We start from the raw sequence: 26,622 nt of genomic DNA on the forward strand, positions 1-26,622 counted from the left end.
GGCCCGTGGTCCCGGCTGTCGGCGTCTGCTACTGGTCGGCGGCAACGAGCTTGCCGCCGGTGATGGTGCCGATGGAGGTCTTGAAGATGCCGACCCCGGTGTTGTCGTAGGCGAACTGGCCCAGCAGTCCGTCGTAGCGGGTGGCGCGGATGGCTTCGGCGAGCTTGCTTCCGGTGGCCACGTTGGTGGTCTTCAGGGCGGTCAGCACGATGTTGGCGCCGTCGTAGGCCTTGGCGCCGTGCAGCTCGGCGGTCTCGTTGTAAGCCTCTTGGTAGGCCTGGGCGAAGGCCTTGCTTGCTTCGCTGGTGTCGTTGCTGAGGTAGGGCGAGCTGACGATGGTTCCCTCGGCGGCCTTCTGGCCGGCGGTGTCGATGAACACGGGAGTGCCCTGGGGGGCGGCGCCGGCGAAGGGGGCGCTGATGCCCAGGTCGCGTGCCTGCTTGACGATCAGACCGGCCTCGACTTCCTCGGAGCCGATGAAGACCACGTCCGGCTTCTTCTGGCGGATGGTGGTCAGCGCCGCGGAGAAGTCCTTCTGGTCGGTGGTGACGATCTGGTCGGTGACGGGGGTGACGCCGAGGGACTTGGCCGCGGCCGTGAAGGCGTCGTGTTCTCCCTTGCCGTAGGACCCGTTGTTGGTGATCATGGCGATCTTCTCGAACTTCCTGGTCTCCACCAGGTACTTGGCCAGCGTGGAGTCGTAGGTGGTGCTGGTGGGGCCGTTCAGGAAGAGGAAGGGGCTCTTGACGTCGACCAGGGCGGTGGACTGCCCGGAGGTAATATTGGGGATCTTCGCCTGCTGCAGGACCGGGGCCATGGCGACAGTGACGGCGCTCTCGGAAGTGCCGATCATCGCGATGTAGTGCTGGCTGGCGATCTTCCGGGCGATGTTGGTACCGGTGGTGGGGTCGCCCTGGTTGTCGAAGAGCGTCAGCTTGATCTTGCGGCCGTTGATGCCGCCCTTGGCGTTCCACTGGTCGACCGCGAGCTTGGCGCCCTTGTACTCCCACGCGCCGAGCGAACTGAGCTGCCCGCTCTGGGCGTTCACCACGGCGATCTTGATGGGGCCGGAGTCGGCTGCCGCATCGGAACCGGATTCGCCGGGGGCAGCGCAGGCGGCGGCCGCACCCAGGGTCAGGGCCGTAGTGATGGCGAGGAGGGTTCTGGCGGGGAGGGAGGCAGACATGGCGGTCATCCTTCGTCGGGGAACTGGCCCCGGTAGATGTCGGTGATGTTCCAGTGGCCGGGGGTCGGGACCGGCTCGTTGACCATGGGGATGTCGATGACGGCGGGACGACGGCGCTCCACGGCCTGGGCCAGCGCCTTGGCGAGGTCGGCGGCGCTGGTCACCTCGTAGCCGTCGGCGCCACAGGAGCGGCCGAAGGCGGCGAAGTCGGGGCTGTAGGGGCGGCCTTGCGGGTCGGTGAAGTCGCAGCCGTAGCCGCGGCCGAAGTTGGAGACCTGCAGGTCGGAGATGGTGCCGTGGGCACGGTTGTTCATCACGGCGAAGATCACCGGCAGGCCCTGTTCAACGGCCATGGGAACCGCCGGCAGCTGGGCGCTCATGCCGCCGTCGCCGATCAGGGCTACCACGGTGCGCTGGGGCTGGGCCATCTGGACGCCGACTGCGGCGGCCGGGCCGAAGCCCATGGTCGAGGCGCCGCCGGGGGTGATGAAGCGGCCTTGCTCGGGCAGGTCGTAGCACTGGGCGACGCCGTTCTTGTTCCAGCCGACGTCGGTGACCAGAACCGCGTCGGCCGGCAGTGCGGCGCGCAGGTCGGCCAGGATGCGCTGGGGGCGCAGCGGGTAGCGGTCGCTGATGCCGTCGTCGGCGGCCTTGTCGAACAGGGCCGAGCGGGCACCGGCGATCGACTCGCGCAGTCCAGGCCGCACCAGGGGTTCGGGCCGGGTGGCGCGGACCGCGTCGGCGATGGCGGCCACGGCATGGCCGACATCGGCGACGGCCCCGATCTCCACGGGGTAGTTGCGTCCGATCTCTGCCGGGTCCAGGTCGATCTGGATCAGCCGGCTGGGCGGGAAGTTCCAGGTGTGCGCCGGGTCCCACGAACTGGCGTCGGTTTCGGCGAAGCGGGTGGCGAGCGCCAGGACGACGTCGGCCTGCTTGGTGTGGGCGTGGGTGGACTCCAGTCCCCAAAAGCCCGGCATGCCCAGCAGGAGAGGGTGGCGGTCAGGGATGGTGCCCTTGCCCATCAGGGAGTGGGCCAGGGGGATGTCGAGGTGTTCGGCCAGGTCGAGGAGGGCCTGGCGGGCCTGCGGGGTGCGCAGGCCGCCGCCGAAGTAGATCAGGGGGCGTTCTGCGGTCAGGAGTGCGTCGGCGATGCGGCGGGCGGTTGCCTCGTTCAGGCCGGGCAGGGCGCTGTCGGGCAGGGGGTGGGAGCCGACGGCGTAGGGCTGGACCTGGCGGGAGAACAGGTCCATGGGGATGTTGACCAGGACGGTTCCGGGCCGGCCCGAGGTGGCGGTGTAGAAGGCGCGCTCCATGGTCCGGTGCAGGTCGAAAGTGCGCTGCACGGGCCACACCCGCTTGCAGAAGGGCCGGTAGATGGCCGTCTGGTCGGCGTCGGCGTGGAGGTTGACTTCCTGGTGGGGGTGGCGTCCGTAGTAGTAGGTGGGGATGTCACCGGAGATGACGATCATGGGGATGGAGTCGAGGGCTGCGGTGGCCACGCCGGTGACGGCGTTCATCATGCCGGGGCCGACGTGGGTGAGCAGGACCCCGGGCTTGCCAGAGGCGCGGGCATAGCCGTCGGCGGCGTGGGCGGCGGCCTGTTCGTGCCGGGCGATGACGAAGGTGATGGAGCTGGGGCCGAGTGCGTCCAGAAGGGCGATGTTGGTGTGGCCGCACGTTCCGAAGATGTACTCGACGCCGTAGGACTCGAGCTGGGCGACGAGGGCCTCGGCCGCGGTCACCGTCATGATCCGTTCTCCTTCGTGATGTCTCGGGTGTCTCCCCAGACGGACAGTCCGCGCAGGACGAGGGTCTTCACCGTGGTGAAGTCCTCGATGAGCCAGCGGGGCGATTCGCGTCCGAAGCCGGAGTCTTTGACGCCGCCGAACGGCAGGTGGTCCAGCCGGTAGTTAGAGGTGCCGTTGATGATCAGGCCGCCGACCTGCAGGTGCCGCCACGCGGTGATGATGCGGGAGATGTCCTGGGTGAACAGGCCGGCCTGCAGGCCGTAGCGGCTGTTGTTGCAGGAGGTGATGACCGCCTCGAAGTCGTCGTAGGGCAGGACCGCCACCAGGGCTCCGAAGACTTCGTGGACCACGACGGAGGCATCCGCCGGGGGGTTGGCCACGATGGTGGGTGCGGCGGTCGCTCCGTCGCGGGTTCCGCCGCGCAGTACCTGGGCGCCGCGTTCGGCGGCTTCGGCGCTCCATCGCACGACGCGTTCGGCGGCGTCCTCGTCGACCATGGATCCGACGTCGGTGCCGAGGTCGAGGGGTTCGCCGACGACGAGTTTGTCCACGGCGGCGGTGAAGGCGTCGAGGAATTCGGTGTAGCGGGAGCGGTGGACGTAGACCCGCTGGACGGAGATGCAGCTCTGGCCGGAGTTGCTGTACCCGGTGCGTGCGCACATGGTCGCGACGGTGGCGATGTCGGCGTCTTCGCAGACGATGGTTGCCGCGTTGCCGCCCAGTTCCAGCGCAAGTCGCTTGGCGCCTGCTGCCTGGGCGACTGCGGTGCCGGTGGCGTGGCTGCCGGTGAAGCTGATGACGTCGACCTCGGGGGCCGCGCACAGTGCGGCTCCCACGTCTCCCCCGCCGTGCAGCAGCTGGACTGCTTGCTGGGGCAGGCCCGACTCGAGCAGCAGCGCGATGATCGCGGCGGAGGCGGCGGGTGCCTGGGGTGGCGCCTTGACCAAGGTGGCGTTGCCGGCGGCGAAGGACGCGCCGAGTTTGTGGGCGAGGAGGTTCGCCGGCGCGTTGAACGGGGTGATGGCGAGTGCGACACCGGCGGGGGCGTGGTAGGTGAAGGCGGTGTTGCCGATCCCGTTGTCCCATCCGGCGACGGGCAGGGTCTCCCCGCCGATACGGCGGGCCTCGGCGGCGCACACGGCGAAGGTCGAGGCCACGCGGTCGATCTCACCCAGACTGTCTCGCAGGGGCTTGCCGAGCTCGAGGGCGAGCAACCGGGCGAGGCCCTGGCGGTGTTGGGTGGCTGCTTCGGACGCCTTCTGCAGGATGTCGGCCCGCCTGGCGGGGGCCAGGGAACCCATGGCAGGCGCGGCGGAGCGGGCGTGAGCCAGTGATCGCGCGATGTCCGCAGGGGTCGCGTTGCGGGTACGGCTGACGGTCCGTCGCAGGTAAGGGCCCCTCCGCTCGGCCGGCGGACCATCGTCGTCAGCCCACTGCCCGGCGAGGAACCCCGGGGCGTGAATGACCTCCGCGTTGGCAGCGGCCGTGAGGATGTCTTGCAGCATGAACCCACTCCCAAAAAACCATCTAGCGGTTTGCGTGGACTGCTCTGTGGACTGGCGTGTAACGTACGGGCGCCGCAGACTCGTGGCAAGAGGCCGAGCGGGAGAAGTTGTCCGGGCCGTGAAAGCAGTGACGGGGCCTTATCGCGCACGGGAGTTGACCAGCCTGCTGTGCCGGTCAGAACATCACCGGACCATCAAAGAGGGAGACCCATGGACAACGAACCGGGTACGAGCGGTGTACGCAGTGTGCGCCGGACCCTGGACATCCTGTCGCTGCTGACGGAAGATCAGCCGACCGTGCCCCTGAGGGACATCGTGGAGGCGACGGGTCTGCCGAAGACCACGGTGGTCCGGCTGGTGCAGACTCTGGAACAGAGCGGTCTGTTGTGGGCCACCTCCGCGGGCTACACCGCAGGACCGGGACTGTGGCGCTGGGCTCACCTGGCACACAGGAGCTGGGATCTTCCCCCGGAGACGCGCAAGCTCATCCGGCTGCTGGCCGAGCGCCGAGGCGAGACCGTCAACGTGATGATCCGGCGTGACATCCACCGTGTCTGTGTCGCCCAGGCGGAAAGCCCCCACCCGCTGCGCCATGTGGTCCGGGTCGGTGACGAACTGCCCTTGTGGGCCGGCGCGTCTTCCAAAGTCCTGCTCGGTGACGCATCGGACACTCTCGTGCAGCGGGTGGCCCGCGATTCCCCCCACGGCGCAGGTGAAGCAGACCGGCTCCGGGAAACGGCCGAGGAGGCCGCCCGGCAGGGCTGGGCGATCAGCCGCGGAGAACGCGACACGGACCTGACGGCGGTGGCCGTGCCGATTCTGGGTCGGTCCGGCTCGGTGATCGCGTCGCTGTCGCTGAGTGGGCCCACCACCCGGATCCCTGACTCCGTGGTGGAGGAGTTCGCCGAGGACCTGCGCGAAGTGGCCGCTCAGGTGATGGGACACGGTTTTCCCCCCGCCCTGGCAGAGGGTTCGTGACCCCGTCAACGCCGCCCCGGGTGCACCCCCACAAGCGCAACTTACCCATGGCACCGCGGAAGGGATTGATACATGCAGGACCTACCGCTTAACGGCGTCCGCGTCCTTGACCTGACGAACGTCCTGGCAGGCCCCTACTGCAGCTATCAGCTCATGCTGCTGGGGGCCGAGGTCGTCAAGATAGAGCGTCCAGGCCAAGGCGACCTGGCCCGGGCCCTGGGCCCGGACCCCGAACTGAACCGTGCGGGTCTGGGCGCGTCCTTCCTTGCCCAGAACGCCGGGAAAAAGTCCCTGGAGCTGGACTGGAAGGACCCCGCCGACTTCGAACGGCTCGAGAAGCTCATCGCCGGGGCGGACGTGCTGCTGGAGAATTTCCGGGCGGGGGTCCTGGACCGCATGGGCCTGGACCGGGATCGTCTGCGCGAGCTCAACCCCCGCCTGGTGAGCTGTTCGATCAGCGGTTTCGGGCAGAGCGGGCCGATGAGCAATGCTCCCGCCTACGACCAGATCATCCAGGGCCTCTCCGGCATGATGAGCATCACCGGCACCCAGGAAACCGCCCCCCAGCGTGTGGGTTTTCCGGTGTGCGACACCAGCGGGGGATTGGCGGCGGCACTGGCCATCAGTGCCGCTTTGCTGCGCCGTGAGCGCACCGGCACCGGGGCGCAGCTCGACGTATCCATGCTCGAGGTCTCCTTGTCGACCATGGGCTGGGCGGTGTCCAACTACCTTGTCAGCGGCGTGCCTCCGCAGCCGATGGGCGACCAGAATGCGACCGCGGCACCATCGGGCACGTTCGAGACGGCCGAAGGGTCGCTGAACATCGCCGCGAACCAGCAGGCGCAGTTCGAGTCCCTGTGCCGCCTGGTCGGCGTCCCCGAGCTGATCAGCGATCCACGGTTCGCCGAGCGCGAGAGCCGCAAGCGGCATCGCGACGCCCTCAACGAGGAACTCAACCGGGCGCTGCGAGCCAAGCCCGCAGCAGAGTGGGAGCACATCCTGTCGGCCGCTGGTGTGCCTGCGGCCAGGATCCTGAACGTTCCGCAGGCCGTCGACCTGCCGCAGCTGGAGCATCGCGGGTTCTTCACCGATCTCCAGATTCCCGACGGCACCGGGCGCCAGCTGCGTGTTTCCGGCAGCGGCGTTCTCTTGGACGGTCTGCCGCTGCGGCCCACCACGTCGCCGCCGCTGCTGGGCCAGCACAACGACGAGCGCGATCAGTTGGTGGCGGGATGGACCACCACCGCCCTTTCCTGCACGGAGGCACCCGCGCCATGACCTCTCCGACCGCACCGACTCCGAACCCGACCGCCGCCGCCGCCGCCGCCGAAGCAGCGCAGTGGTGGGCCACCGCCGTCAGCCATATCGAGCCGGGTTCCATCGAGCTGCGGGGAATCCCCGTGCAGGACCTCATCGGCTCGGTCGGTCTGGTGGAGATCGCCTGGCTGCTACTGCGTGGAGACCGTCCCACTCCTGTGCAGGCCGCGCTGCTGGAGGCCGCTTTGGTCGCTGGGGTCGACCACGGACCGCAGGCCCCGTCCATCGCCGCGGCCCGGATGGCCGCCACGTGCGGCGTCGGCCTGAACAACGCGATCGCCACCGGGGTGAACATGCTCGGCGACGTCCACGGCGGAGCGGGCCAGCAATGCGTACAGATGCTCACGGACATCGTGGACGAGCACCGGTCCGGCACTGCGCTGGACGCCGCCGCCGCACGTGTCATGGCCGCCTGGCAGCAGCGTTCGCGGTATCTGCCCGGCTTCGGTCACCGCTTCCATCCCGTCGATCCCCGCCGAGACCCTCTGCTGAGGCTGGTCGAGCAGGCGGTGCAGGGAGGTGAGGCCGAGGGCGAATTCCTGCACGCCGCACTTGCCGTCGAAGCGGCCCTGCAGCAACGACGAGCCGGAGCCCGTCCCGTCCCCATGAACATCGACGGCGCTACCGCTGTCATCTATGCAGAGCTCGGCTTCCCGGCTCCGTTGGCCCGGGGCCTGTTCGTACTGAGCCGGTCCGTGGGCATCCTGGCGCATGCCTGGGAGGAGAGCGGCCAGGGCCGCCGCAACAAGGGCCCCATCCCCCGTTCGGTCCTGCCTGCCCGCCTGGATCCCGCCCAGCCTGCCTGACCACCCTGAGCGTCCCTGCGCTCACCGTGGCGTACCGCAGTCGCCCCTTCCTCTGAGACCTGCCTCGCAATCGCACAGGCCCTGACGCCGGCTGTCGGCACAGCACGGTGCCGACCGCCGGCCAGGGCTGCCTGCGCACCCGCGGATAAGCCGCCCGGCGGCCCAACGGCCCACCCGACAGCGGGCGATGCGTGCTGCCCTCTTCCACAAAGGGCACCCAGCACACCGGGTCAGCTGGCTGCGGCGCCAACTCCCCCACTGACGTGGGAAATCACAGAACCCCTGTCACGCCTCTTGTCAGGCCATCACACCGTGCCTAACGTATTGCACCGCCTCGCGGTAACCACCGTACGGATTCTCCGAACCACCTAGCGGACCATGATCCGCAATTCGGCACCCTCCACCCCTGTCGCCGACGGCGGTACGTCCTATGCCGCCCGCCCGGCCCGCAGAACAACGAAAGAGGGATCCATGGACAGGCGCAGGTTTCTGGTCAGCGCGGCGGCCGGCAGTGCCGGCACCGTCGCCCTGATCAACGGCTCCCCAGCGCAGGCCTCCCCCAGCTCCTCACCACCGCTGGCGCTGCCGGTTCCGCCTCAGTCTCACGCAGCCACCCGAGGGGACTTCCCCAAGGCCGGCGGTAACCTGGGCAATCACAACTACTCCGCCCTGGGCGACATCTCCAGATCCAACGTGCACCGGCTCGGCGGGGCATGGCACATCAACCTCGAGGGCGGCGACACCCGCTCCTCTCAGCAATGCGCCGTCATCGCCGACAAGGGCGTGCTGTACCTCGCCACCACGCAGCAGAACGTCTTCGCCATCGACGGCCGAACGGGCGCGGTGAAGTGGAAGACGAACGTCGGCACCGAGACCACCAACATGCGTGGCATCGCGCTCGGCAAGGGTCTGGCCTTCACCATCTCAGGCTCCAACACCGTCTATGCCCTCAACCAGAAGACCGGCGCGGTCGTCTGGCAGACCGAACTGCTCATCGAGGACCAGGGCGACCCCGACTGCGACCCCGCCGGCGGCCAGTGCGGCGGCAGCAAGGGCGGTCTGGCCGGCGCAGTCGTCTACTGGGACGGGCTGATCTACGTCGGCACCCAGGGCAGCACCGCCGGCGCCCGCGGCCGCGGCTACGCGATCAAGGCCGACACCGGCGAGGTCGCCTGGACCTTCTGGGGCACCCCCGGCCCCGGAGAGTTCGGCCATGACACCTGGGAAGGCGACACCTGGAAGACCGGTGGCGCGGTGTGCTGGATCCACCCGGCCGTCGACCCCGACCTCGGCATCGTCTACTGGACGTTCGGCAATCCATATCCGCGCACCGACGGCTCCACCCGGGGTGGCGACAATCTGTTCGCCAACTGCCTGGTGGCCATTGACGCCAAGACCGGAAAGCGCCGCTGGCACTTCCAGTCCGTCCACCACGACATCTGGGACTACGACGGCGTCATGTCCCCGGTGCTGGCCGACCTCCTCATCGACGGCAAGCAGCGCAAGGTCGTCGTCTACGGCAGCAAGACCGGGATGTACTACATCCTCGACCGGGCCACCGGCAAGCCGATCCACGGCATGGAGGAGCGGCCCCCCCCCAGCACGCCGCTCAGAAGACCGCGCCCACCCAGCCGTTCCCCGGCGGCGAGCCGTTCGTCGAGACCGAGCCGCGACTGGACAAGGCAACCCGCCCGGTGCCCTTCTACCCCACCGGCGGGATCTTCGAGGTCCACTGGGACCGCGCGACGATCATCTTCCCGGGAGCCGGCGGCGGCGCCGACTGGTCCTTCCCGTCCTTCAGCCACCGCACCGGCTACGTCTACGTCGGATACGGGCTGATCAACTCCGCCTACTCCAACACCCACGGCGGGCGCGTCAACACCGCACGGCCCCTGGGCGAGTACTTCGCGGGTGGTCTGGTCGCCGTCGACCCCCGTACGAACACCGTCGCCTGGCGCCAGGAAGGCGACTGGTCGCTCGCCCATGGCAACAGCATCCTGAGCACCGCGGGCGGCGTGCTCTTCCAGGGCCGCCCCGACGGCGTCCTGACCGCTCTGGACGACCGGGACGGCACCGAGCTGTGGACCTGGCAGTGCGGCGCCGGCGTCAACACCAGCCCCCTGACCTACGAGGTCGACGGAGAGCAGTACGTCGCCGTCCTGGCCGGAGGCAACGGACTGCCTTACCCGGACATCCCCAAGGGCGACCACCTGTGGGCGTTCAAGATCGGCGGCAAGGTGGCGCCCGCCCCTGCGCCCATCCCCCCGTCCCGCCGCAACCAGATCCGCACGGCCCCCGTCACCGGCGAGGTCGCCGGCAACACCGTGACCCTGGGACGTATTTGGGACGCCACGAAGAAGGCCCCTGGCACGACGGAGAACCTCGTCGCCCAGAACGCGATGTCACCGCAGCACCTGACCATCGCCAAGGGCACCACGGTCACCTTCGTCAACCCGGCCGACAACAAGTCAGGGCACGGCGCCGCCGCCTTCTTCGACGCCGAGTTCGACACCGGCCTGCTGATGCCGGGCCAGTCCTACAGCTACACCTTCAACACCGCGGGCGAGTTCTTCTACAACGACCCGGTCGCCCCGCAGAACACCGGCAAGATCGTCGTCCAGTAACCGACCACCCGCCGCCCCGTACGACGACACCCTGTCCCGCAGCCGCAGAAGCAGCGCGCCGAACCTCACGGTAGGTGGCGCCCCACACGCCGTGCTGCAGGGCAGTGCCCCGTGAGCCGCTCCTCCCGTGACCCGGACCTGTGAGCGCGTGCCCGGCGGGGCCAACGCGGGCCACCTGCGGGAGACGCTGCGGCGTGGGTTTCACCGGCCGCGGCGCCACCCGGACCGTGCGTCACGCTCCCCCGTCCCACGGGAAAGTCCGTACCTCTTTGCCGCGCCGAGACACGGCGCGCCCGCACCCGACGTGAAGGGCACGTTCACCATGGCCATCACCCCCCTGAGCAGACGGCGTATACGGCCGCTGCACGCGGCGCTGACCACACTGGTCGGCACACTCACCGTCATTATCGCCCTGATTGCCACCGGCACGCTCAGCGTGGCTCAGGGCCGGATCGGGCAGGGCGCCAAGGAACTCGGCGACCCCGACTACGGCGTCTGCCGCGGCACCGACCCCGACTGCTACCACGACTGGGGCAACTTCGACCCGGCCAACGGCTCCAAGGTCTTGCTGTTCACCCGCACCGCCGGCCCGCGGCACGCCAACCTGGGCCCCGCGCTGGCGCCCGGGATGAACCCGCCGCTCACCGACGCCAACGTCGTGCAGAACGCCGTGGTGAAGATGGGCCAGGCCAACGACTTCCAGGTCGACTACACCGAAGACGTCACGCAGCTGGCTTCGCCTGCGACCCTGTTCCGGTACAACGCCGTGATCTTCTACTCCACCAGCCGTGACACCCTCGACGACGCCGCCCAGACCTCGCTGCGCCAGTACATCCGCGGCGGCGGCGGCTTCGTCGGCATCCACAACGCCTTCGGCACCGAGTACAACTGGCCGTGGTACGAGGGGCTGCTGGGCAACGCCAACTTCTACGACCACGGCCCCAACCAGACGGGTACGGTGCGGACCGTGGACCGCAAGGACGTGTCCACCAAGTCCCTGCCGTCCTCGTGGACCTTCACCGACGAGTGGTACAACCTGGTTCCCGCCCCCACCCGGGTCCGGGTGCTCGCCAAGGTCGACGAGAGCTCTCTGACCAGGGGCGTGGCCGGCAACTACAACCACCCCGGACACGGCGACAACCACCCGGTCGCCTGGTGCCAGTACTACGACGGCGGCCGCGCGTGGCTGACCACCCTGGGGCACGACGCCAAGGACTTCAGCACCGACGGCTCCTTCGCCGGCGCCAAGGAGTTCCAGAACCTGATCCTGGGCGGCATTCAGTCGGCCATGGGCAAGACCCCCTTCTGCAAGTAACGGACGGCACCTCCTGCAACACCAGCAAGCCGCCCTGCCCGTGGTGTTGAACCGCCGGACGTCTTGCCAGCCCCACTCGTCCTGCCTAGCGTAGCCACGGCAAAACCATCACGTGGTTTACGTGGACCACTTAATGGACCTCACTCGTTTGCGGGACACAGGCCGCCCCCGTGGCGCAGTACCGCGAACACCCGGGACGGCCGTGCACGGCCGCCAGCCGATCAGGGCCGTCCCGGCTGCCGCCTCCACCTCATCCAGAAAGGCAGTTCCATGAACACCGAACACCAGACCCAGCACCAGGACCAGGACCAGGCGACCGAGACCACCGGCTGGCAGGCGCCCGACTTCACCGTGGTCGACACCGCGCTTGAGGTCACCGCCTACTCGCTGCGCAGCAAGTAGCAGCCGGCCATGCTGCTGCGGGTTCTCGGCACAGCAGCAGGCGGAGGCCTCCCCCAATGGAACTGTGCGTGCCCCGGATGCTCCGGGGCACGCCAGCACCCCACCCGGCGCCGACTGCACGACGGCCTTGCCGTCCACGCATCCGACACCGGCTCGTGGTTCCTGGCCAATGCCACGCCTGACATCGCCGAACAGATCGAAGCCGATCCCGGGCTCCGCCCCAGCCCCGGGCACCAGCGCACCCCTGTGGTCCGCGTCGTCCTGACCGATGCCGAGCTCGATCATACGCTCGGCCTGCTCCGTCTGCGGGAAGCGGCCCACATCGAGGTCTGGGCAACCACTCAGGTGCGGCGGGCCCTGGAAACGCGGCTCCACCTCGACGAGATTCTCGCCCACTACACCAAGCTGACGTGGAACGATCTGCCACTCATCGGCGACGGCGCACCCGCCGATATCGCGGGGCTGCACGTCAGCGCGGTGCCCCTGTCGAGCAAGCGTCCGCGCTACGCCGCCGACGCCCCGGCGCATCGCGCGTGGAGCGTGGCCTTGCGCGTCCGCGACCCGCTCACCGGTGGCACAGCGCTCTACGCTCCTGCACTGGCCGCATGGAGCACGGCTCTCGCCGAGCAGACCACCGCTGCTGACTGTGTCCTGATCGACGGGACCTTCTTCGACGACGACGAACCGCGGCGCACCGGCATATCGCAACGAACCGCGTCCGGCATGGGCCACCTGCCGATCGACGGCCCCAGGGGCACCGCCATGCATCTGAAGCGCCTGGCAGGTCGCTGCTACTACACCCACCTCAACAACACCAATCCGCTGACCGACCCCGACGCTCCGCAGCACGCCTGGCTTGCGCGACTGGGCCTGGCGGTGGCCGAGGACAGGATGGTGATCTCGCTATGACCACAACCGGGCCTGAGCATCAGATCCCGGCCGCATGGAGTGCGGAGGAGCTGGAGAAGCAGCTTCGCGACCTGGCCACCCGCCGCTATCACGACCGTCACCCCTTCAACCTGCGCATGCACGCCGGCGACCTGAGGCCGGCCGAGCTGCGCACCTGGGTGGCGAACCGCTTCTACTACCAGTGCAACATCCCCATCAAGGACGCCCTGATCCTGGCCAAACTGCCGCAGTCCGCCCAGCGCCGGTCGTGGCTGCGGCGCATCCAGGACCACGACGGGACCAGCGAAGGTGACGGAGGCATCGAACGATGGCTGCGACTGGGGCAGGCGGTGGGCCTCGGCCGCGCCGAGCTCCTTGCCCATCAGCACGTTCTGCCCGGTGTCCGGCTGGCCGTCGACGGCTACGTCAACTTCTGCCGGCTGCGCAGCCCACTGGAGGCCGTGGCCTCTTCGCTGACCGAACTGTGTGCGCCGTCCATCATGCTCACCCGGCTGGAGACGTTCCCCCAGCACTATCCCTGGATCGAATCAGGCGGGCTGTCGTACTTCCGCAGCCGGGTCCCACAAGGACGTCGCGACGGCAGCGAAGCTCTGGAGTGGGTCAAGCAGTGGGCCCTGACCCGAGAGCAGCAGGATCAGGCTCTGGCGGCCCTGTCTTTCAAGTGCGACGTGCTGTGGTCCCTGCTGGACAGCGTGCAGCTTGCCGGAGAACCGGAGAGCTCCCGGTGAGCGGCGGCCCCGCAGCCGAATGGCGCCCGCGGCTGCGGTCCTCCATCGTGCTGCGCCACGACCGGACCCGCGGCAGCGACGTGCTGCTGCTGCCCGAGCGTGTCGTCGTGCTACACGGCTCGGCCCGGCCCGTCCTCGATCTGTGCGACGGCACCCGCACCGTCGACGAGATCTCCGCTCGCTTGGCCGAGGGGCATCCCGCAAAGACAGTGCGGCGCGACGTCGAGGCGTTCTTGAACCGCATGCGCACGGAAGGCTGGCTCCAGTGACCCTCCCCCCACCCCCGTGGGCTCTGCTCGCCGAGCTCACCCACGCCTGCCCGCTGCACTGCGGATACTGCTCCAACCCGCTGGAGCTGACCCGCCGTTCCCGGGAATTGACCGCGCCCCAGTGGGCGGATGTCTTCCAGCAGGCCGCAGATCTCGGCGTACTGCACACCCACCTGTCCGGCGGGGAACCGTTGCTGCGACCCGACCTTGCGGCCATCACCGAGGGAGCGACCGACGCCGGCCTGTACACGCAGCTCGTCACCAGCGGTTCCGGCCTGACCAGGGACCGTCTTCAGGTTCTCGTCGATGCCGGGCTGCGCAGCGTCCAACTGTCGGTGCAGCACTCCGACCCCGACCAGTCCGACAAGATCGCCGGCAGCCGGGCCTTCGCCGCGAAGGAGCACGCGGCAGCGCTGGTCAGGGAGGCGAATCTCCCGCTGGGGGTCAACGTCGTTCTGCACCGCCACAACCTCGATGCCATCGACGATCTGATGGCCCTGGCCGTGCGCTGGCAGGCCGACCGCATCGAACTCGCCAACACCCAGTTCTACGGCTGGGGACTGCTCAACCGGTCCGCGCTCATGCCGACCCGAGAACAGCTCACCACTGCCGGCACCGCCGTGGAACGCTGGCGGGCGCGTCTCGCCGGCCAGATGGAAATCGTGTGGGTGGCTCCCGACTACTTCACCGGCACACCAAAGCCGTGCATGGGCGGCTGGGGAGCCGTCTCCCTGACCGTCACCCCTGACGGAACAGTCCTGCCGTGCCCCGCCTCCGCAGCGCTGCCCGGCCTCAACCCGCCGACGGTGCTCCAACAGCCGCTGCGGTGGATCTGGGAGGAGTCGCCCGCGTTCAATCTCTACCGCGGCACCGACTGGATGCCCTCCCCCTGCCGTACCTGCGACCGCCGAACCGAAGACTTCGGCGGCTGCCGGTGCCAGGCCCACGCCCTGACCGGCGACGCGTCCCGTACTGATCCTGCCTGCTTCTTGTCACCCGACCACGCAGAGCTCACCGCACTCGCTCTCGCGCCACCGGACGACCGGATAGCTGTCATCCCCCGCAGGCCATCCCACAGCGTCCCACGAAAGGCGACACGGCTGTAATCAGCTTCTCCCCACAGGAGTGTCACCGGTCCAGCCGTGCGACTCCACCGTCGGTCCACGCCGCAAAGCGGAAGAGTGGGCCATCGGCACATGAGTCATCATCGGCCCGACTGCTGCATTCAGGCCGGCCAGCCCTGGCACCGTCCACGGGCTGATGCCTCAGCCTGGCGAACGGAAGGTTGGGGGTGTGTACGACAAACGGTGGAACTGGATCTTGGAGTGACACCGAATGAGTGATGTTGTACGTGCGTCGGAGACCACGCCGTCGGCAGGACCTGAGCCGGAAGCTGTTGTCGGGGCTGCGGCCGTTGATGACCAGTTGGTCGGCAGGCTGGTTGAGCGGGCTCGAGCGGAGGGCCTCCAGGTCACCGGTGCCGGAGGCCTGTTGCAGTTGCTGACCAAGCGGGCGCTGGAGTCCGCCCTGGAGGGTGAGCTCACTGATCACCTCGGCTATGAGAAGCATGATGCGGCCGGGAAGAACGAGGGCAACTCCCGCAACGGGAAGAGGTCCAAGACCGTGCTGGCCGATGTCGGCCCGGTCGAGATAGCCGTGCTCCGGGACACCGACGGCAGCTTCGAGCCGCGCACCCCTGGGGTTCATGATCTACTGGAAGTTCGACGCCCAGCCGCTGTTCGGCGTGGCCGGCGACCAAGCCCGCTGCACCGAGTACCTGATGGGCAATCACACCATCGCCGAGCGCATGTACCGGCACGACGCCGGAGCCCTGATGTACGCACCCCTGCGCACCACGATCCACGAATCCCCCACAGGCGAGGCGATGTTCGCCATCGACCGCCCCAGCGACACCGTGAGCGCCCTCGGCCAGCCCGAGATCACCGAAGTGGGGCGCGAGCTCGACCGCAAAGTCGGCGCACTCCTCACCCACCTCGGCCTCCCCGTACCCGACGAACTCACCTGACCTGCCGGCAAAAACCCCCTGGGCATCCCGACCGCCACGCTGGTGGCCGACCCCGGCTGCCCGCGCGAGGAGTCTGTCCAACGAACGGCACCTCTCTGATCGCCCCCGCTTGACACAGAGAGGTGCCGTTCCACTTACAGTCCCCCCACACCAATGCCGGTACGGACACCGAGGCGGGCAGCCCGTTCCCGGCTCTGTTCGGCACCGCCGACCCCGGCCGGATCCACCTGTCACGGCGACCCTTCCTTCCGCCTCTGGCCCGGCGGCGGAGCCCGGCTCAAGCCCCGCCGGAACGCCGACGCGCTGTGCACGGCGATGGACCCAGCCTCGCCATGGGCGACCCGCACGCTGCAGTCACGGTTGCCGGAAATCCGGGCCCGCCTCGGCGTGACTCCACAGGGAGAGCCGTACCTGCCACGTCCCAAGGACGGGTACTGCTTCCACCCGTCGATCCGTTCTCGTACGCGGCTGCCCGTTCGACGGCCAGGAGTACCCGTGGGCCGGGTCGGTGCAGCAGGACATGCTGTCCCGCATCATCGACGTCGTGCACACGCTCGCCGCCTGGCACACCGCTGGTGACGCACCGGACTGGGGCGCGGCCCGGGCCGCGGTGCTGCATGGCGGCCCCCGGCCCACTGCCGAACAGATCCGTCAGCGGGCCAGGGAAGCAGGCGCTGAGCTGCCTACCCCGTGGACGCAGCCCAGTTGTGAGGAGCAAGGCCATCTGACAAGAGACTGGCCGCAGCAGCCTCGCTCCTGCGGTCACTCTCTGTGCCATGCCTGCCTGCGGTTCTAGAAACCGCCGGCCCCATAGATCTTCCTGGCGTGCGACGCGAAGGCTCGCGGCCCCAGCACGGGCATGATGATGCGCGGCACGAGGGGAGCGCTGGCCAGCATCAGCGTGACGACCGCCGGTTCGGCAAGAGAAGCCAGCATGCCGAACACGATGGGCAGCTTCCTCTTGGGAAGGCCGTTGATGGCATGGTCTCCTAGCGCGTGCCACTCGGCCGCGGTGATGTACCGGTCGACGATGGGCAGCACCTCCGTCTCCTCGACGGCCAAGTGCGCTGTCAGTTCCTCACCGAGCGCCCGCAGCGCCGCAGCGAGCTGGTCGCGGTCGGATGCGGCGGCATTCCTTCTCCACCGCACAAGACTGGAGGAGCATGTGGCGATCAGGCCGTCGATCTGAGTGTGCTGCTCTTCCATGAGCGCCAGCGTCGGGGCCACATCCTGCGTCGCCCGCGCTATGAGCTTCGGCCACAGCAGCTCGTCCTCGCCCTTGTGATGCAGGTGCAAGAACTCCTTGATCAACTCGATATGGTCTGCCACAACGGCGGCCCTGGCCGTGTCGCCAGAGGAGACGGCCAGGACGAGGCTGGGCATCTTGCCGTAGGCCCTGCGGAAGGCTTCATGGACGACGAGCATGTCGCGGATGTCGGCGCGGCCGTGGGCGTTGGTCATTGTTTTCCTTCGGGTGTCAGCAGCGTCTGATCGGCCTGCATCCCGGCCAAGGGAGGCGCCCAGGTCGACCGCAGCCGCATTCGGGATTTCAGGGGACTCCGGCGCTCGGCCTGAACGGAACTGCGATGGAGTTCAGCCCCCCTCTGAGCCAGAAGACAGGGCGCGAGTGCGCGCGAGGCCTGCACGCTTCTGGGATGTGGGGGCAGGCTCGCTGCGAACGATCGTCTCTACGCTCGTCCACCGCTCAGGCACCTGCCACCCGGCCACGCGAGTGGCAGGAAATGTGGAGAAGTTGGAGTAGGCGGCGGGCACGCCGGTCTTCCCCACCACGATGGCCAGTGGCCTTTCCCTCCACCGATCGTCGGCGACCCCGATGACGGCTGCTTCCGCGACCGCGGAGTACACCATGAGGTCCTTCTCCAGTTCGACGGAGGAGATCCACTCACCACCGGACTGGATCACATCCTTGACCTCGTCCGTGAGGGTGGGATAGCCATCCGGGCGCACCGGCCGGGGTCCCCGGTGCGCAGCCAGCCGTCCAAGCTGAACTCGTCCTCAAGGGCAGGTTGTCGGCGCGCCTGCGCCGCCAAAGCAGGAGCCCGCGATCCACGAGCGGCGCCTTGCCATCGTGGGCACGTACTTCACCCTCGGTGCCAAGCAACCTGGCCTGCGCCAACGCCGGGAAACAGCCCTGCGTGATGCGGTAGGCCATTCCTACTCATGATCGAGTCCGGCCGGTGGAACTGCCAGAAAGCCGTCATGCCCACGCGTGGAACAGTCGCATCCCGCGACGCTTTTCGAGGTTCCTCATGAGCGGACGGAGGGCAGGCCGAACCGCCTACGACGAAAGCCCGCCGACTGCTCACATCCCGTGGCCGGGCGTCGAGCTCGCTCAGCAGGGCCGTCCCAATGCCGCGGGCCGCCCGAGCCGGCGCGGGCCGGCCATGCGCGATCATCTCCGCCAAAGCAGCGGGCTGCATCCCGCGAGCTGTTCCGCGTGATGGAGGATACGGCCCGCCGCGGTCAGTGCCCGCTCCTGGTCACGAAATGTCTGTCGAGCGGCTCAACGCGTCCCAGGTGACCATGTCGGACAGCAGGGCCTCGTGGTGCTCACGCATGGCGTCGACCGCATCACTGCCGAGTACGAGACGGAGGGGCGGGTTCTCGGCGTCGAGCACATCGAGAATGGCCGCCGCGGCCTTCGCAGGGTCACCCGGTTCATTGCCCTGCACTCCCGCGACCATCTGGCGGAGGCCACCCGAAGTCGCGGCGTAGGCCGGGTTCTCGGGAGCCAGGACCATGTTCTTGGTGATCTTGGTGCGGAACATGCCGGGCTCCACGATCAGTACCCGAATGCCCAGAGGCGCCAGCTCACTCGACAGCGACTCGCTGAGGGCCTCAACCGCGTGTTTCGACGCGTCGTAGCCGCCCAGCCCCGGGTAGGTCATCCGGCCGCCCTGGGAGCTCATCTGCACGATCGTCCCGCTGCCCTGCTCGCGCATCATGGGGACCACCGCCTTGGTGACCTCCGCCGTACCGAAGAAGTTGACCTCCATCAGCGATCGCAGCTGCTCCATCGAGGTTTCCTCGACGGAGCCGAGCATGGTGAACCCGGCGTTGTTCACCAGGACGTCGATGCGGCCGAACACGCCCTGCGTCGCCTTCACCGCGGCCTGGATGGATGCCGGATCCGTCACGTCGAGTGCCGCCGCGCTGACCCGGTCACCGCCGGCCTGCACGAGGTCGGCGAGCGCCTCCGGGCGGCGCGCGGTGACCATGACCCGGTCACCGGCGGCCAGCGCTGCCAGCGCGATCTCTCGGCCGAACCCGGTCGAGCAGCCCGTGATCAGCCAGACGCGGCCCTGCGTGTCGTTCGTCATTCGCATGCCTTTCAAAGGGGTGTTTACCGAGGTCAATCGTTGTCTCGGCACCCAGCGCCGTCCAACATCGGCTACCTGTGGCGGCCATAGGCTCTACCTGTGACCCCTGATCTCCGACAGTTGAGAACTTCGTAGCCGTCGCCGAGGAGTCACGCCACACGCGGGCAGCGAGCTGCTGATGATCAGCCGGCAGCTCCTGGCGCAGCAGATCACCTTGCTGGAGTGCATGGCCGGGTGTGAAGCACTTCGACCGTGCATCCGGGCACCAGGCTGAGCACTGTCGGCGTCCTGCCGGTTGACCGATCGCTCGACGGTGTTGCGTTTCTTGTAGCGGTCGTCGCCGATGCCGGGTGACCGTCTGCTGCGTGAGCCTTTGCGTAGGCGGGCGGCTTGCCTGTCGGTCTTCTCCTGGTTGGTGTGCCGGATGCCCCCGCGCCGCAGGTATGGGCGGCACGGGCCGTTGCTGCAGGTCTTGTCCGCCACGAACTGTCGGGTTTCTTGCGGTCTCTGCCCGGTCCGATTTTGGGGCCGGCCGCGTCGACGCCGTCGGACCCGTCCTGCCTGGGGCTTCGTGGCAACGCTGCCGCACGCATCATGCCCGCGATCTGCTCTCCCAGGTACCGAAATCGGCCCAGCCATGGGTGGCGACGCTGCTGCGGACGGTCTTCGAACAGCCCGATGCCGACGCCGTCCAAGCCCGGATGCGGCACGTACCGGACACGGAGGCAGAATTCCCCAAGGTCGCCGAGCACCTGGATTCCGCCCGCCACGACCTGCTGGCTTTCACTGCCTTCCCGCGTGAGACCTGGCGGCGGATCTGGTCGAACTGTGAGAATTGTCGGGCGTTGCCCGTGTCCTGGCCTGGCCCGTGGTCCAACTGGCACCCGTGCCTACGGATTGATCTGCCGACCGCGGCATGGGAGCGGTCGCCTTCCGATCCGGCCGGACTGCCGTGTCCCGATAGGGGCCTTGCCATCGACGGCGCCATCACCGCTCTGACAGGCAGTCCGCGTCGCCCGTGCGTCTTCGATGCGATCAAGGACTTCCATGCCCGTGACGGGCGTCCATACGAACATCGTGCCCACAATCATCGGGCCTGAGATCGTCTTGGGGGCGACAAGCACAAGGACATCCACGTGGCGGCCCTGATCACCCGCACCGGAGTCCTGCTCGAGCACAAGGCATTCCCAGCCGACTCGACCGGCCATCGCATGCTCACCACCTGGGCCCGCTCGCAAGGGCCGGTTCACAAGGCCGGAGTGGAGCTACAAGCTCGCCAAGGGTTCCGCGGTCAAAGCTCGCACGCAGGCCATCAATCAGCTCAAGGCCGTCCTCATCACGTCCCCGCCGATCTGCGGGAACAGCTGACGCCACTCAGCAACCCCAAACTCATCCAGGCATCCCCCAACCGGCAAAACCCAGCGCAGGCGCCTCAACCGCGGGGGGGCGACTGCCAAGCCAACGCCGCCCTCTACCGCATCATCCAAAGCCGCCTGCGCTGGGACAGCCGCACCCAGATCGGCGCCCTCCTGGCCGAATGGAACGACGAGTGGACAGAGGCCCGCCGCCGCGACCTCCTCGCCAAGGCCCAGCTCCACCCGATCGAGTCAGTCACCGAGTGGCCGTCAATACACCACTCCAACGGACGTGACCAACGCGGGCCAAGCTGGCTACAGGGAGGGCTCAGGTGGTCAGGTAGGTCCAGGTCTCTACGTGACGAAATCCCAGTGACTCATAAATGGGCCGGGACATGGGCGAGTTCTGTGTGAACGCGAGCTTGGCGCCGGCTTGGCGGGCATCGTGCAGGCGCGTCAGCACGAGGGCGCGGTAGTAGCCGTTACCGCGGTGCTGAGGAGGGACCGAGCCGTTGAACAGGCCGACCCGGTCTCCCATCAGAACGTTGAAGCCGGTTGCTACGGTCTCACCGTCCCGCTCAACAACGTAGCCAGCCATGCCAGGACCGTCGAGCATCGCAGGGGCTGCCATGACGGCTGCGACTTCGGCAGGCATTCCAAAACCCTGCACAAGTGCGTCGGCGTAGCCGCGCGGGTCCGGTCCGGAGAGCGTGCGGACCACGGCCCCTTCAGGCAGTTGCGGCGCAGGCAGGGCGATGTCCTCTTCGAGAGCAAGCAGGGGCAGCCGGATGGTGTTTGCCAGTCCGTACCTCGCCGCGAAGGCGGCTACCTCCGCAGACGGCTCGCCTCGCACCTGTACCGACCAGGGCAGCTGCCCGCCCGCCAGCTCTCCGGCAAGTTCCGCGGCTTCCACGAAGTCCGGTGCAGCTTCGAAGCTCAGTCCGTTCAGTGTCGGAATCGGCATGGCACTGACCAACAGCCTCGTCCCACTGGCCCCTTGGCGCATGTACGCCCCGGGAATCACCCCGACCAGCCTCTCGACCACCTCGAAGAATCCCTCAACAACCTGGTCTGAATGCATCCTATTCATTCCCGCACCCCAACAGTCTCAGCCATCTCTTCCGACCGCCATGCACCACACTTCAACGGTGTCCAAATATTCCCGGTCGAGGTCGCCGAAACAGGGCGCGTCGAATTTCATTCCTATGGAAGTCCGCCGGAAGGATTCGGCCGGATCGCCCGGACCTCCGACTTCTCACGACGACCACCGACGGGGCGCGGTCAGATATTGATCGTTTTGTGCTCAACGTATTCGCTGAGGCCCGCCGAGCCAAATTCTCGCCCGATGCCGCTGGCCTTGTATCCGCCGAAAGGGCCTTCAAAGCTCACCGGCGCGGCGTTCACCATGAAGAATCCGGTACGGATTCGGCGGGCGATGTCAACACCGTGGTCGGTGTCGGCCGTCCAAACACCGCCGCCGAGGCCGTAGGGCGAGTCGTTGGCGATCCTGATCGCGTCTTCCTCGTCCTCGTAAGGGATCACCACGAGAACGGGACCGAAGATCTCCTCCTGAGCGATCCGCATGTGGTTATCGACGTCGGCGAACAGGGTGGGCTTGACGTAGTTTCCGCCCTCCAGTCCTTCCGGCACATCCGCTCCGCCGGTGACCAGGCGGGCTCCCTCCGCGATACCCAGCTCGATGTACGACCGTACCCGCCGCTGCTGGTCCGCCCTGACCATTGGGCCAACGAAGGTGGTTGCGTCAGCGGGATCTCCCACCACGAGATTTTCCACTGTCACCTTGAGCGCCGCGACGACTTCCTCGTAACGGCTTCTCGGAGCGAGGACTCGGGTGTGCGCCTGGCAGTTTTCCGCATTGTTGGCGAACGAGGCGAACTTGATGCCGTCCGTGACGGCGGAGAGGTCCGCGTCCTCAAGGATGATCGTGGCCGACTTACCGCCCAGCTCCAAGCTGACCCGCTTGAGCTGTTCGCCCGCGATGGCTGCGATCCGCCGTCCGGCAGCCGTGGATCCGGTGAAGGAAATCTTGTCGATGTCAGGGTGGGCGACCAGATACTCGCTGGTCTCGCGGTCCGCGGGCATGATGCTGACCACGCCCTCGGGAAATCCCGCCTCTGCGATGATCTCTGCGAGCATGAACACGCTCAGGGAGTTCTCCGGTGAGGCTTTGAGGATGACCGTGTTGCCGGCCAGCAGGGCTGGGACGAGCTTGGTCAGTGCCGACTGATGGGGAGCGTTCCACGGGATCACGGCGGCGACCACCCCAATTGGCTCCCGGCGTACCAAGCCCTTGGCCGCACCGGACGGGTCGAGGGCTTCCTCCCAGCCGAAGGCCGCCGCGGCACGCAGGTAGGCGTCTGTCTGGCCTGCGAGCGCGGTCTGGAGGTAGCTGGTGAACCAGATAGGGGCGCCCCGCTCCGCGCTGATCAGTCTGGCGGCTTCGGCGGCTCGCGCCGCGTGGAGCTCGTTGAAGCGGGCGACCAGGTCCTGCCGCTCCTGGGGGGTGGTCAGCGGCCACGGCCCGTGGTCGAAGGCGTTCCGAGCGGCGGCCACTGCCTTGTCGACATCGGCCGAGGTGGCCTGCACGGCACGTCCGACCAAGGACTGGTCGTGCGGTGACCGGATGTCGAGCAGCTCGGCCGAGCTGGGCTTCACCCACTCGCCGCCAATGAAGAGTTTGTCATAGATGATCACGTTGGCACACTTTCCGAGCCTCAGGCTCAAAGCAGGTGGGGGGCTATCGATTTGAGGCGGGTAACCGCCTTGTCACCTGAAACGGTCAGGCGTCCTGAAGGTGGAGCATTTCCACGGGGCCGCGGGCCGAAAGCGCGGGACCACGGCCTGCCGCGCAGGGTTTGCGGGTCGATACCGGCTCGTGCCGCTGTGTGGAGGATTAGCACCCGGTCGCGCCTGACAGATTGACTGCCGGGTATGCCGGCGGTGCTGCCATGAGCGGGTGGGAGTTGTCGTCTCAGGGACGCTGCGCGGGCCAGGCCCCGGGGTCAGGCGTGTGAGGTCCGGCTGTCGACCCAGTCGATGATCAGTGCGCGATCGTCGAATTGCCAGGTGCCTTCGACGCGGACGAATACGTCGAAGTATCGGATTGCCATAACCATGAGTGTGCGTTCGCCCTCTTGCTCCGAGAGGTGATGTGCGAGGCAGTAGGTTTCGCCGGTGGCACGATCGCCGTCCACGGCGATCGTGCTTTGACCGTTGAGGTGGGTCGTCGCAGTGTGGTTTTTCAGGCTTTCAAAGGCGTTCTGGAGTTCGGTGCGTCCGTTCAGCTCCACGTCCGGCGAAGTCGTCGCGGGGTCGCCGGAGTAGGTCGCGAGATGGGCGTTCTTCGTGAACAGTGCAGCTTGCCGTGCGGGTTCGCGTCGGTCGGCGTGGTGGGAGTAGGCGTCGACGAGTTCGCGGATCGCGATCCGGTCGCTGAGTTCTTGAGGAGTGCGAGTAATCATGGTGCGACTTTCTTGAGTAGCGGTTGACAGGCAGAAGCGTGTGGCGCTTCCTGAGGCTCGGTTCGACGCGGGGTGCAGCGCTGCTCACGCGGCAGGGCACCTGGTGGCCGGCGTTCCACGCTCGATACGCCGTTGCTGCCGTTGCGGCACGGGCACCAGGGGCCGCACAGCGCACCGGACGTGATCCAACGAGCTGCGGCGTGGCCGTGGTCACAAGGGACCGGCGAGGTGGCTGAGCAGGCCCGGCAATCGGAGAGTGACGTGGCGGCCCCGGTCACGACCGGAATGTCGAGCGGCTGAGGGGCTCCCAGGTTGCGATGCCGGTTGTCGAACACGGACAGTGTTGTCGTGACCGCGACAAGGTGGAGAGCGGGTCCCTTACGTTCGGCATCACTGTGCTGACACCATCACCGCCGGTGTGCGCAAAATCGGCAAGCCTTTCCGACAGCGTGCAGTGACCATCCCCCAGTCGCCGGGAGGCCGGTGTTGCCAGGGCATCTCCCGGCCGATTCCCACCAAGCAGCCCGTGATCGACCAGCCGCTTTCCTGTGTGCCGCGTGTCATTCCTGTGTCCTTCAATCCGGCATTCACCGAGGTCAATGGTTGTCTCGGGGCCTCGTGGCCGTCCAACACCGATTACCTGTCGCGGTTGTAAGCTCTTCCTGTGACACCTGATCTTCGGCAGCTGAGATACTTCGTCGCCGTCGCCGAGGAGTCCAGCTACACGCGTGCCGCCGACCGCCTCATGATCAGCCAGCAGTCCCTTTCCCAGCAGATAAGCCTGCTCGAGCGGATGCTGGGCGTGAGGCTCTTCGACCGCGGCACCCGGGGCACCAGCCTGACCCCGGTCGGAGCCCTCTTCCTTCCTGAAGCCCGCGCGGTACTGGACCGGGCCGACGAAGCCATCGACGTCGTGGCACGGGCAGCGCGCGGCGAGATCGGCACCCTGCGCCTCGCCTTCCTCGCCACCACGACGAACCACCTGCTCCCGCCGGTGGTCCGGGCCGTACGACAACGCCTGCCGAGTCTGACGCTGTCGACCGAGGAGACCACGATCGCACCTCTGGTCGACGGCCTGCTCAAGGGACGCTACGACGTCGCATTCACCCGGCCTCCGCTGGTGGACGGCCTGAAGACGAGGACGCTGGTGGTCGAGCCGGTGTGCGCGGTCCTGCCCGAGGACCATCCGCTCGCGGGGCGCACGGAACTCGCCTTGGGGGAACTGGCGGACGAACGCTGGGTGCTGACACCACGCAGCTCGTGGGAACCCTGGCACCAGGCATTCGACAGCTCCTTCCGTACGGCCGGCTTCACCCCCGACGTCGTTCATCGGGACGCGAGCGTGCAAGGGCTGCTCGGCCTCGTGGCGGCCGGCGTCGGGGTGACGCGCCTGGCCCGGTCAGCAAGCAGTCTTCGCCGCACCGGTGTGGTGTTCGTACCGCTGACCGGAGAGTTCGCCCCCACTGAGATGGTCTGGTCGCCCGGAAACACGTCACCCGCATTGAGCGGGCTACTGCGCGTGGTCACGGAGATGGCCGCTTCCACCGACCTCACCGAGTCCGGCTGACTGGCGCAGTGCCGGGGGCTGACGTGGGTTCCACGTCCGGCGATGCTCTCGTACACCAGGAGTCTGCACCCGGCGATGCAGACGGAGCCTGATGCTCTCCGGCACGGGGACGAAGCGGGGCTGTCGGCGGCCTGTCCCGGGGTGACGATGATCGATGCTGGCCAAGGCCCCTGTCCGCCGGTCCAGAACCGCCGGATCACGCCCTCGGACTGCTGCCGCGGCCACACGGGGCGGGCACGGACCGTACGCGCCGGTCGGCAGGTACGACCGATGAGCCCGTTCCTCACAGGCCAGGCACTCGCGGCACGCAAGAAGATCTACCGCCCGGACCCGCCGCGAAGGCGTAGTCCGCAGACCGATCACGACTCGATGCGCGTCCTGGTCGTCGGCGGGACGCTCGGCGTCGACAAGACGGCCGCTGGGTGTACGAATGGCGGTCACCTCTTCAATCCCGGTGACCACGACGGGCGTTGCCGGATCGTCGTACACCGTCCCCAGGTGCTCCCTGGCGTGAACGCCGTCTCGAGGTACCAGGTGGCTTCCGGGCCGGCCGCAGAGCCAGGCAGCCAGACCGCAGGTCAGCGCGGGCCGGCCTGGGGAATCAAGCCGAACGACTTTGAGATCACCTGCGCAAAGAGCCCACCCACCCGCCGGCTACACCGAACGCGCCGACGGCCGGATGCGCCGCACACAAGGGGCCCATGTGACGTCAGGGGTCAGTGCTCACGGTCGCATGAAGGCGCGGGAAGGGTGTGCCGCAACGGGACGCATCCGCTGCGACCTGCGGAAACCCGAGGCATCACCGTCCGGTGAAGCACTTTTCGATCAAGGAAATACCTTTGACAATCGTTAAGTTTGCAAGCGTTGCTTGCGTCAAAGTTAAAGGCCGGGTACCTTTCCGGTGTGGGTCGGAGCCGGCGGTGATCGGCTGGCCCCCTTGCCTGATCGCATGCCCGTTGTGGCAGCCGGGCTGTATGCGCCGCTGTGCAGGCGCCCTCACATCGATGAACACATGACGCAGCGAGTGCTGCCCTTTCGCCGTTCAGGAATCACCATCTGAA

Annotated in this window: 22 protein-coding genes and 2 pseudogenes; 15 read left to right on the forward strand and 9 right to left on the reverse strand. The window is 67.9% G+C overall.

Annotation, left to right across the window (positions count from 1 at the left end; genetic code table 11):
- Nucleotides 1–28: 28 nt before the first annotated feature.
- Genes PV410_RS26995 through PV410_RS27005 form a run of 3 tightly spaced genes read right to left on the reverse strand, consistent with a single transcriptional unit; the run spans nt 29 to nt 4,442 of the window.
- A complete protein-coding gene (locus PV410_RS26995; protein WP_500328221.1) occupies nt 29–1,186 on the reverse strand; it encodes an ABC transporter substrate-binding protein in 1,158 nt (385 codons plus the stop codon).
- Nucleotides 1,187–1,191: 5 nt separating this feature from the next.
- Nucleotides 1,192–2,937: a thiamine pyrophosphate-binding protein gene (locus PV410_RS27000; RefSeq protein WP_500328222.1), complete on the reverse strand. Its 1,746-nt coding sequence runs from the start codon at nt 2,935–2,937 to the stop codon at nt 1,192–1,194.
- Nucleotides 2,934–4,442, reverse strand: a complete 1,509-nt coding sequence (locus PV410_RS27005; protein WP_500328223.1) for an aldehyde dehydrogenase family protein — start codon at nt 4,440–4,442, stop codon at nt 2,934–2,936. The genes PV410_RS27000 and PV410_RS27005 overlap by 4 nt, the downstream gene beginning before the upstream one ends.
- Before the next feature lie 210 nt (nt 4,443–4,652).
- On the opposite strand from PV410_RS27005, the gene PV410_RS27010 reads away from it, so the two are divergent.
- From PV410_RS27010 to PV410_RS27070, 13 genes and pseudogenes are all read left to right on the forward strand, one after another.
- Nucleotides 4,653–5,420 carry an IclR family transcriptional regulator gene (locus PV410_RS27010; RefSeq protein WP_500328224.1) on the forward strand — a complete coding sequence of 256 codons (768 nt, stop codon included), beginning with the start codon at nt 4,653–4,655 and terminating at the stop codon, nt 5,418–5,420.
- A 72-nt stretch (nt 5,421–5,492) separates the two neighbouring features.
- A complete protein-coding gene (locus PV410_RS27015) occupies nt 5,493–6,698 on the forward strand; it encodes a CaiB/BaiF CoA transferase family protein (RefSeq protein ID WP_500328226.1) in 1,206 nt (401 codons plus the stop codon).
- Nucleotides 6,695–7,543, forward strand: coding sequence for a citryl-CoA lyase (locus PV410_RS27020; RefSeq protein WP_500328227.1), 849 nt, complete (start codon nt 6,695–6,697; stop codon nt 7,541–7,543). Before PV410_RS27015 ends, PV410_RS27020 begins: the two co-directional genes overlap by 4 nt.
- 471 nt (nt 7,544–8,014) lie before the next feature.
- On the forward strand, nt 8,015–9,382 hold the full coding sequence (locus PV410_RS27025) for an outer membrane protein assembly factor BamB family protein (RefSeq protein ID WP_500328229.1): 1,368 nt from the start codon (nt 8,015–8,017) through the stop codon (nt 9,380–9,382).
- A 77-nt stretch (nt 9,383–9,459) separates the two neighbouring features.
- Nucleotides 9,460–10,167 (forward strand): cupredoxin domain-containing protein, encoded by a 708-nt coding sequence (locus tag PV410_RS27030; protein ID WP_500328365.1) that lies wholly within the window; start codon nt 9,460–9,462, stop codon nt 10,165–10,167.
- A 322-nt stretch (nt 10,168–10,489) separates the two neighbouring features.
- Nucleotides 10,490–11,482, forward strand: a complete 993-nt coding sequence (locus tag PV410_RS27035; RefSeq protein WP_500328230.1) for a ThuA domain-containing protein — start codon at nt 10,490–10,492, stop codon at nt 11,480–11,482.
- A gap of 270 nt (nt 11,483–11,752) precedes the next feature.
- A complete protein-coding gene (pqqA, locus tag PV410_RS27040) occupies nt 11,753–11,884 on the forward strand; it encodes a pyrroloquinoline quinone precursor peptide PqqA (RefSeq protein WP_500328231.1) in 132 nt (43 codons plus the stop codon).
- A gap of 9 nt (nt 11,885–11,893) precedes the next feature.
- The gene (gene pqqB / locus PV410_RS27045; RefSeq protein ID WP_500328233.1) at nt 11,894–12,793 is read left to right on the forward strand and encodes a pyrroloquinoline quinone biosynthesis protein PqqB; all 900 of its coding nucleotides are present in this window, start codon (nt 11,894–11,896) and stop codon (nt 12,791–12,793) included.
- The gene (gene pqqC / locus PV410_RS27050; RefSeq protein ID WP_500328234.1) at nt 12,790–13,521 is read left to right on the forward strand and encodes a pyrroloquinoline-quinone synthase PqqC; all 732 of its coding nucleotides are present in this window, start codon (nt 12,790–12,792) and stop codon (nt 13,519–13,521) included. Before pqqB ends, pqqC begins: the two co-directional genes overlap by 4 nt.
- Nucleotides 13,518–13,790 carry a pyrroloquinoline quinone biosynthesis peptide chaperone PqqD gene (gene pqqD / locus PV410_RS27055; RefSeq protein ID WP_500328235.1) on the forward strand — a complete coding sequence of 91 codons (273 nt, stop codon included), beginning with the start codon at nt 13,518–13,520 and terminating at the stop codon, nt 13,788–13,790. The genes pqqC and pqqD overlap by 4 nt, the downstream gene beginning before the upstream one ends.
- A complete protein-coding gene (gene pqqE / locus PV410_RS27060; RefSeq protein ID WP_500328236.1) occupies nt 13,787–14,896 on the forward strand; it encodes a pyrroloquinoline quinone biosynthesis protein PqqE in 1,110 nt (369 codons plus the stop codon). Before pqqD ends, pqqE begins: the two co-directional genes overlap by 4 nt.
- A gap of 229 nt (nt 14,897–15,125) precedes the next feature.
- Nucleotides 15,126–15,482: pseudogene (locus PV410_RS27065) on the forward strand (transposase); the annotation flags it as partial.
- Nucleotides 15,483–15,495: 13 nt separating this feature from the next.
- Nucleotides 15,496–15,816: a DUF302 domain-containing protein gene (locus PV410_RS27070; protein WP_500328238.1), complete on the forward strand. Its 321-nt coding sequence runs from the start codon at nt 15,496–15,498 to the stop codon at nt 15,814–15,816.
- A gap of 792 nt (nt 15,817–16,608) precedes the next feature.
- Here the strand turns inward: PV410_RS27070 and PV410_RS27075 are convergent.
- The 3 genes from PV410_RS27075 to PV410_RS27085 form a co-directional block, all read right to left on the reverse strand.
- The gene (locus PV410_RS27075; RefSeq protein ID WP_500328239.1) at nt 16,609–17,277 is read right to left on the reverse strand and encodes a hemerythrin domain-containing protein; all 669 of its coding nucleotides are present in this window, start codon (nt 17,275–17,277) and stop codon (nt 16,609–16,611) included.
- Nucleotides 17,278–17,409: 132 nt separating this feature from the next.
- Complete coding sequence (locus tag PV410_RS27080) at nt 17,410–17,784, reverse strand: AMP-binding enzyme (RefSeq protein WP_500328240.1); 375 nt, start codon at nt 17,782–17,784, stop codon at nt 17,410–17,412.
- A 533-nt stretch (nt 17,785–18,317) separates the two neighbouring features.
- Complete coding sequence (locus PV410_RS27085) at nt 18,318–19,157, reverse strand: oxidoreductase (RefSeq protein ID WP_500328242.1); 840 nt, start codon at nt 19,155–19,157, stop codon at nt 18,318–18,320.
- 515 nt (nt 19,158–19,672) lie between these two features.
- On the opposite strand from PV410_RS27085, the pseudogene PV410_RS27090 reads away from it, so the two are divergent.
- Nucleotides 19,673–20,257 (forward strand): annotated as a pseudogene (locus tag PV410_RS27090) (transposase); the annotation flags it as partial.
- A gap of 583 nt (nt 20,258–20,840) precedes the next feature.
- Here PV410_RS27090 and PV410_RS27095 read toward each other — a convergent pair.
- From PV410_RS27095 to PV410_RS27105, 3 genes are all read right to left on the reverse strand, one after another.
- Nucleotides 20,841–21,593, reverse strand: coding sequence for a GNAT family N-acetyltransferase (locus PV410_RS27095; protein WP_500328243.1), 753 nt, complete (start codon nt 21,591–21,593; stop codon nt 20,841–20,843).
- A 200-nt stretch (nt 21,594–21,793) separates the two neighbouring features.
- Nucleotides 21,794–23,227, reverse strand: a complete 1,434-nt coding sequence (locus tag PV410_RS27100) for an aldehyde dehydrogenase (RefSeq protein WP_500328244.1) — start codon at nt 23,225–23,227, stop codon at nt 21,794–21,796.
- A gap of 308 nt (nt 23,228–23,535) precedes the next feature.
- Nucleotides 23,536–23,994, reverse strand: coding sequence for a nuclear transport factor 2 family protein (locus PV410_RS27105; protein WP_500328245.1), 459 nt, complete (start codon nt 23,992–23,994; stop codon nt 23,536–23,538).
- A gap of 664 nt (nt 23,995–24,658) precedes the next feature.
- On the opposite strand from PV410_RS27105, the gene PV410_RS27110 reads away from it, so the two are divergent.
- Nucleotides 24,659–25,561, forward strand: a complete 903-nt coding sequence (locus PV410_RS27110; protein WP_500328246.1) for a LysR family transcriptional regulator — start codon at nt 24,659–24,661, stop codon at nt 25,559–25,561.
- Nucleotides 25,562–26,622 lie beyond the last annotated feature (1,061 nt).

The organism is Streptomyces sp. PA03-5A, from assembly GCF_033792725.1.
Classification (GTDB): Bacteria; Actinomycetota; Actinomycetes; order Streptomycetales; family Streptomycetaceae; genus Actinacidiphila.

Bases quoted from the DNA above. Each gene is read 5' to 3' on its own strand.
- PV410_RS26995 (WP_500328221.1), bottom strand. From the start codon at position 1,186: ATGTCTGCCTCCCTCCCCGCCAGAACCCTCCTCGCCATCACTACGGCC.
- PV410_RS27000 (WP_500328222.1), bottom strand. From the start codon at position 2,937: ATGACGGTGACCGCGGCCGAGGCCCTCGTCGCCCAGCTCGAGTCCTAC.
- PV410_RS27005 (WP_500328223.1), bottom strand. From the start codon at position 4,442: ATGCTGCAAGACATCCTCACGGCCGCTGCCAACGCGGAGGTCATTCAC.
- PV410_RS27010 (WP_500328224.1), top strand. From the start codon at position 4,653: ATGGACAACGAACCGGGTACGAGCGGTGTACGCAGTGTGCGCCGGACC.
- PV410_RS27015 (WP_500328226.1), top strand. From the start codon at position 5,493: ATGCAGGACCTACCGCTTAACGGCGTCCGCGTCCTTGACCTGACGAAC.
- PV410_RS27020 (WP_500328227.1), top strand. From the start codon at position 6,695: ATGACCTCTCCGACCGCACCGACTCCGAACCCGACCGCCGCCGCCGCC.
- PV410_RS27025 (WP_500328229.1), top strand. From the start codon at position 8,015: ATGGACAGGCGCAGGTTTCTGGTCAGCGCGGCGGCCGGCAGTGCCGGC.
- PV410_RS27035 (WP_500328230.1), top strand. From the start codon at position 10,490: ATGGCCATCACCCCCCTGAGCAGACGGCGTATACGGCCGCTGCACGCG.
- pqqA (WP_500328231.1), top strand. From the start codon at position 11,753: ATGAACACCGAACACCAGACCCAGCACCAGGACCAGGACCAGGCGACC.
- pqqB (WP_500328233.1), top strand. From the start codon at position 11,894: ATGCTGCTGCGGGTTCTCGGCACAGCAGCAGGCGGAGGCCTCCCCCAA.
- pqqC (WP_500328234.1), top strand. From the start codon at position 12,790: ATGACCACAACCGGGCCTGAGCATCAGATCCCGGCCGCATGGAGTGCG.
- PV410_RS27070 (WP_500328238.1), top strand. From the start codon at position 15,496: ATGATCTACTGGAAGTTCGACGCCCAGCCGCTGTTCGGCGTGGCCGGC.
- PV410_RS27075 (WP_500328239.1), bottom strand. From the start codon at position 17,277: ATGACCAACGCCCACGGCCGCGCCGACATCCGCGACATGCTCGTCGTC.
- PV410_RS27085 (WP_500328242.1), bottom strand. From the start codon at position 19,157: ATGACGAACGACACGCAGGGCCGCGTCTGGCTGATCACGGGCTGCTCG.
- PV410_RS27095 (WP_500328243.1), bottom strand. From the start codon at position 21,593: ATGCATTCAGACCAGGTTGTTGAGGGATTCTTCGAGGTGGTCGAGAGG.
- PV410_RS27105 (WP_500328245.1), bottom strand. From the start codon at position 23,994: ATGATTACTCGCACTCCTCAAGAACTCAGCGACCGGATCGCGATCCGC.